General features: G+C 69.2%; 4 protein-coding genes. All 4 read left to right on the top strand.

The features are described 5' to 3' along the window. A partial coding sequence (locus JWP65_RS01030) for a DUF2334 domain-containing protein (RefSeq protein WP_299759497.1) occupies window positions 1-771 on the top strand: 771 nt, incomplete at its 5' end. A gap of 35 nt (window positions 772-806) precedes the next feature. Next, a complete protein-coding gene (locus JWP65_RS01025; protein ID WP_299759495.1) occupies window positions 807-2,864 on the top strand; it encodes a hypothetical protein in 2,058 nt (685 codons plus the stop codon). A gap of 140 nt (window positions 2,865-3,004) precedes the next feature. After that, window positions 3,005-5,173: a glycosyl transferase family protein gene (locus tag JWP65_RS01020; RefSeq protein ID WP_299759493.1), complete on the top strand. Its 2,169-nt coding sequence runs from the start codon at window positions 3,005-3,007 to the stop codon at window positions 5,171-5,173. A 32-nt stretch (window positions 5,174-5,205) separates the two neighbouring features. Further along, window positions 5,206-6,391, top strand: a 1,186-nt coding sequence (locus JWP65_RS01015; protein ID WP_299759491.1) for a tetratricopeptide repeat protein, incomplete at its 3' end; no start/stop codon positions are given.

Below are 6,391 nucleotides of genomic sequence, written 5' to 3'. Positions count from 1 at the left end.
GCCGTGATCCCGCGCTACGTCGACGGCCTGGGCGCCTACAACGGCGGCGTGCGCCAGGAAGTGCACTTGTCGCAGGCGACCAACCTGCGCACCGCGCTGGCCTACGCCCGCAACAAGGGCGGCGCCGAGATGGTGATGCACGGCTTCACCCACCAGTACGGCACGATGAAGAATCCGCACACCGGCGTCAGTGGCGACGACTACGAATTCTGGAACATCGTGGACAACAAGCCGTTCCCGGAAGATTCGCCCTCGTGGGTGCTGGGCCGGCTGAGCCAGGGCTTGCAGGACATGCGGGCCAACGGCCTGTACCCGGTCGCCTGGGAAGCGCCGCACTACCACACGTCCGCCATCGCGGCCCGCACCGCGCCGCAGCTGTTCACCACCACTTACCAGCGCGCCGTCTATTACACGGCCGACAAGCCCGACTTCTACGCCGCCACCAGCAAGGACTTCAGTGTCGGCCAGTTCTTCCCGTACGTGATCAAAAAGGACCACTACGGCCAGTACGTGCTGCCGGAGAACCTGGGCAACATCGAGTACGACATCTCGACCATCGATCCGACCTCCAACTACAACTACACGGCCGACGACCTGATCACCAACGCGAAGTACGCCAAGGCGGTGCGCGACGGGTTCGCATCGTTCTTCTTCCATCCGTTTTGGCTGGAACCGACGATCAACACCCCCGGGCTCGAGGATTTCAAGAAGACGGTCGAGGGAATCACGCAGCTGGGCTACACCTGGGTCGCGCCCAGCACGCTGCGCTGAACCGCCGCCAACGATCTTTATAACGAGGTGCTCCAATGAAACTCTCCCGTGTCCTGCCCGCCGCCGCGCTGGCGGCCATGTGCCTGCTGCCGCCCTGGGTGGTGGCCCAACAGCCGACGCAGCAGCTCCCGCTGCGGCCGGCGCAGCGGGAAGCTCCGGCCGCGACGCCGCCGCTGACCACCGTGTTCCGGCCGGTCGAGTCGGCTGGCGTGTGGGTGCCGCGCACCATCACGTTCGCGGAGCTGGGCTTTACCGAGCCGGTGGTCCTGGGCTACCCGGACACCATCCGCGAGATCTACCTGCCGGTGCCGCCCGGCATCGACCTGTCCAACGCGCAACTGCAGCTGAACGCCGGCTACGTGCGCGCCGACGGCGGCCGCACCACGCTGGTCTATGCCGTCGACGGCGCGCCGGTCCACGCGGTCGGCCTCGCCGCCGACCGCGGTGACGCCAGCGCCACCATCGCCGTGGACGGCAAGCCGCGGCCATCGGGCTTCGTGCGCCTGAACATCGACTGGCGCACCGCCGTCGCCCGCGACAACACCTGCGCCGATGCGCGCACGCCCGGCAACATCCTGCGGATCGAGCCGACCAGCAAGTTCGTGTTCCAGTACGACGGCTCCGCCATCCGCGACCTGACCACGGCCTGGGGTGCGCTGCCGGCGTCGCCCACCATCCTGCTGGCCTCCAACAAGGTGAGCCCGGAGGTCTATGACACCGCCTGGCGCGTCGGCGTTGCGCTGGAGCGCGCCGGCAAGCGACCGCAGTTCCGCACGGCCGACGGCAGTGCCGTCCCCGCGCCCGCGGCGCAAGGCGCGGCCGCAACCGCTGCTCCCAGTGGCCCAGCCCTTCCCGACATCGTGATCGCCGGCCCGGGCAGCGGCCAGCAGGTGGGGTCCAAGGAAGTGCGCCTGGGCAACATGAACGGCCGCCCCGTGATCCTGGTCGCGCCGGACGCCGGCGCCCAGGCCGCCGGGCTGTTCAGCCAGATCTGGCTGCAGGCCGCGGCCGGCACGGCGCTGACGGTCAACGCCGTCGACCAGCCCAAGAACGACAACGACGCCGTCTCGCTGAAATACCTGGGCGCCAAGCCGGCCAGCTTCGACGTGCTGGCCCATGCCGACTGGAATGCCACCTTCGACATCGGTTCGGTCGCCGCCGACGGCAAGGGCCCGGGAACGCTGGTGATCGACGTTGCCGCCTCGCCGAGCGCGGCCCGCACGCCGCCGGTGGTGTCGGTGTTCATGAACGACGTGCTGCTGGGCGCCAAGGAGATGGAAGCCAACGGCAAGCGCGAGCGCATCATCGCCCCGGTGCCGCGCTACGCGCTGCAGACCCGCAACGTGATCCGCGTCTCGTTCGTGCGCCAGCTGGCCAGCGACCGCTGCCGCGAGACGCCCGAGCCGTACCCGGTCTCGGTGCTGGCCTCCAGCCACCTGCTGCTCGACAAGATCGAACCGAGCAGCGACTTCACCGGCCTGATGGCCAGGTTCGCCAGCGGCGGCACCCTGGTCGTGCCGGCTTCGCACCTGAACGACGCCGTCACCTCCTTGCCGCGCGTGATCCGGCTGGCTGCCAGCACCGGCCTGTCGCCGACCAAGGCCAAGTTCCAGCCGGTGGCCGACGGCTCGCAGCCCAAGGTCGACGGTCCGTATCTGGCGGTCGACGTGATGCCCGCGGGCGTGGCCGACAGCGACGTCAAGCCCGAGAAAGACCGCCTGTTCCTGGCCGGCACCAAGGACCGTCCGCTGCTCGACGTGCGCGGCCTGAACCGCGTGGGCATGCTCGAAGTGCACGGCAGCGGCGACACCATCGGCGCGGTCTACCGCACGCTGGGCGATCAGCCGCCGTCGATGGAAAAGCCGATCATGCTGTCCAGCGGCAACCTGGCGATCATGGGCAACAACGGCCTGCGCACCGAAGTCAACACCCGTGACCCGTCCGGCCAAGGGGTCATGAAGGAAGCGCAACCGGGCCTGTTCGAACGCGGCTACTGGTGGCTGCTGCCGATCGTGCTGTTGGCGCTGTTCATCGGCCTGCTGGTCCTCGCCAGCCGCATGCGTCGCCGCCGCGCCGCCACGGGCGATCGGTAAACCCCCAGAAAAGTCGCCATGCGACTTTTCTGGGTAGCCAATCAGTGTGAAGAGCACCGGCGACGCCGGTTCCTCGTCACAAGAGGGACCGCGCTGCACGTTGTTGCTCGCGGTCCAGTGGAGGAAGCCAAAGGAATGGTATGAATTGGGACCTGGTCATTGCGGAGTACAACTCCGGGCTGGAAGTGTTGGCCGCCATCCTGGCGCTGGTCATCTTCGTCTCGTCGCTGGACGATCTGTTCATCGACATCTGGTACTGGACGCGGCGGATCTTCCGCCGGGCTCGGCTGGAGCGCACGCCCAGCTACAAGGCGCTGGGCGTGGAGCAGCTGCGCGACCGCGAGGAGCAGCCGATGGCGATCATGGTGCCGGCCTGGCAGGAAAGCGACGTCATCGCGGCGATGGTGCAGAACATGGTGGAGGTGCTGGAATATCGCAACTACCGCGTGTTCATCGGCACCTACCCGAACGACCAGCCGACGATCGACGAGGTCGACAAGATGGTCCGCCGCTTTCCCCAGCTGCAGCGCGTCGAGGTGCCGCACCCGGGACCGACCAGCAAGGCCGACTGCCTGAACGCGGTGGTCGCGGCGATCTTCGAGCACGAGCAGGAAAGGAACGTCGAGTACGCCGGCGTCGTGCTGCACGACAGCGAAGACGTGCTGCACCCACTGGAGCTGAAGTTCTTCAACTATCTGCTGCCGCGCAAGGACATGATCCAGCTGCCGGTGGCCTCGCTGGAGCGCGAGTGGTACGAGCTCGTCGCCGGCACCTACATGGACGAATTCGCCGAAAGTCACGCCAAGGAAATGGTGGTGCGCGAGAGCGTCTCCGGCATGGTTCCCTCGGCCGGCGTGGGCACCTGCTTTTCGCGCAAGGCGCTGATCGCGCTGGTTGGCGCCACCCGCAACAAGCCCTTCAACATCGACAGCCTGACCGAAGACTACGACGTCGGCATGCGCCTGTCGCAGCTGGGCATGCAGTCGATCTTCGGCGTGTTCCCGGTCACCTTCCACATCAGCCGCACCAGCTGGACCAGCAAGAATCGACGCGAGCTGCTGATGCAGATGCCGCTGTGCGTGCGCGAGTATTTCCCCGACCAGTTCCGCGCCGCCTATCGCCAGAAGGCGCGCTGGGTACTGGGCATCGGCCTGCAAAGCTGGGAGCAGATCAGGTGGCGCGGCCGCACCACGGCGGCGCGCTACCTGCTGCTGCACGACCGCAAGGGCGTGATCACGTCCTTCGTCAGCATCCTGGCCTACCTCCTGGTGCTGCACTTCATCCTGTTCCACGTCGGGCTGGCCACCGGCTGGTGGAATGCCTACTATCCGTCGCTGTTCCAGCAAGGCAGCGTCTGGCGCACGATGATCTACATCAACGCGTTCTTCCTGGCGATCCGGGCCGTGCATCGGGTGTACTTCACGACGGTCCTGTACGGGTGGGAGCATGGCCTGATGTCGCTGCCGCGGATGGTGGTGGGCAACTTCGTCAACTGCATGGCGGTGGCCCGGGCCTGGAAGATGTACCTGGGCTACCTGTTCAAGGGCAACCGGCTGGCCTGGGACAAGACCGCCCACGAATTCCCCAGCAGCGTGCAGCTGGCCCGCCGCCGCCAGCGGCTGGGCGACCTGCTCAAGTCCTGGAACGCGGTGGAAGAGGGCACGCTGGCGCGCGCGCTGGAAAAGCAGGCCGACACCAGCGCGGCGCTGGGGCGCGTGCTGGTGTCCAACGTCTTGCTGGACGAGGAGACGCTGGCCGAGGCCATCGCCTACCAGGCCGACCTGCCACGGGCTCACCTGACGGTCGAGCTGGTGAAGAAGCACGCGGACGAACTGCCGGTGGAACTGGCGATCCGGCATCGCGTGGTGCACATCGGCCGCAACAAGAACAACCGGCCGGTGCTGGCGGTGACCAGCCCGCTGTCGGAGCAGGCGCTGGCCGAGATCCGCACCGGGATCGGCGAGGAACCGGTGCAGCGCATCGCCCGCGAAGGCGAGCTGGCCGTGGCCTTGCGCCTGCTGCGCGAGACCGACACGGACGGCAGGGCACACACGGTCGCCACCGGCCCGCTGCTGGGCGACATGCTGATCGAGCGTGGCCTGCTGCGGCGCGAGGACTTCGAGAACGCCATGCAGGACTACAAGCCGGCCCAGCATGGCCGCATCGGTGACTACCTGGTGGACCGCGGGGTGATCCTGCGCGAGGTGCTGGAGCAGGTCGTCCAGGACCAACGGAGTTTCTTCGCCCGGGCGACGGCCGAGCCGACGCACGAGCGGGGATTCTTCGGCAAGCCCGTCGGGGCTGCCTGAAAACGGTGTTTTGCCAACCCCTCATGAGAACAATGAAACAACAACAACGAAAGGCGCTGGCGCTGGCTGCCGCGCTCGCGCTTGCCTCCTCGTGTGCCGCAGCACAGACCGCCAGCCGCGCCCCGGCCCGCGCGCCCCAGGCCGCCCACGCCGCCGCTGACGCCGGCTACAAGGCCTATGCGCGCCGGGACTTCGCCGGTGCGGTTGCGAGCGCCGAGCGCGCGACGCAGCTGGCGCCCGGTCGCCGCGACTACTGGCTGCTGCTGGCGCAGGCGCAACTGGCCGCCGGCCAGCCCGACGCGGCCGAACGGTCGCTGGACCAGGCGGCCCAGGCACGCGGCGATGACGCTGCGCTGGCGCGCGCCCGTGCCGACCTGAACCGCGCCCGGGCCCAGGCCGCCGGCGAGGCGATGTACGCGGCGCTGCGGGCCAACGATGTGCGCACCGCCGTCGCCCAGGGCACGCTGGCCGTGCAGTACGCGCCGGACAACGCCGGCTTTCGGCTGGTGCTGGTGCAATCGCTGCTGCAGGACAACCGCTTCGCCGACGCCGAGCGCGTCGCCGGGGAGACGCTGGCACTGCTGCCCGAGAGCGCGGCGCCGCTGGCGCTGCGCGCCTACGCGCGCCAAGGCCTGAACCGGCCGCAGGAGGCCAGCGCCGACATCGACGGCGCGATGCGCCAGACCAGCGTCGCGCCCGGCGCGCTGCGCCACCTGCGCCTGCTCGGCGCCGACCTGGCGCTGGTGCAGGGCAACCCGCAACGGGCGATGGACCTGCTGCAGCCGCTGCCGGCCACCGACACCGAAGTGTCCGCGCGGCGCGAGCTGGCGCGCCAGTTCGTCCTGGCCCCGGCGGCGGCGCCGATGGCGCTGCGCACGCCCACCATCGACTGCAGCAACGTCGATGCGGCCCAGACCTGCATGGTCCAGGCCACCGCGGCGCCGCCGCTGCCCGGGTTCGCCAACGCGGCCGACGGTTACCGCGCGCTGGAGCAGGGTGACCACGCCCGCGCGCTGGAGCAGGCCAGGCTGGCCACCAAGGCTTCGCCGGCGCAACGCGACTGGCACCTGCTGCACATGAACGCGGCCATCGGCGCCGGTGAGCTGCAGGAGGCCGAGCGCGCCGCCACGGCGGCGCTCGCCCTGGGCAGCGACGGCGCCACACTGGCGCAGCGCTCCTCGCTGCGGCGCCGCCTGGGCGACGGGAACGGCGCCAACG

Origin of the sequence: Ramlibacter sp. (genome assembly GCF_028292805.1) — a bacterium.
Lineage (GTDB): Bacteria > Pseudomonadota > Gammaproteobacteria > Burkholderiales > Burkholderiaceae_C > Ramlibacter.
This window is presented reverse-complemented; position numbering and strand designations above follow the sequence as displayed.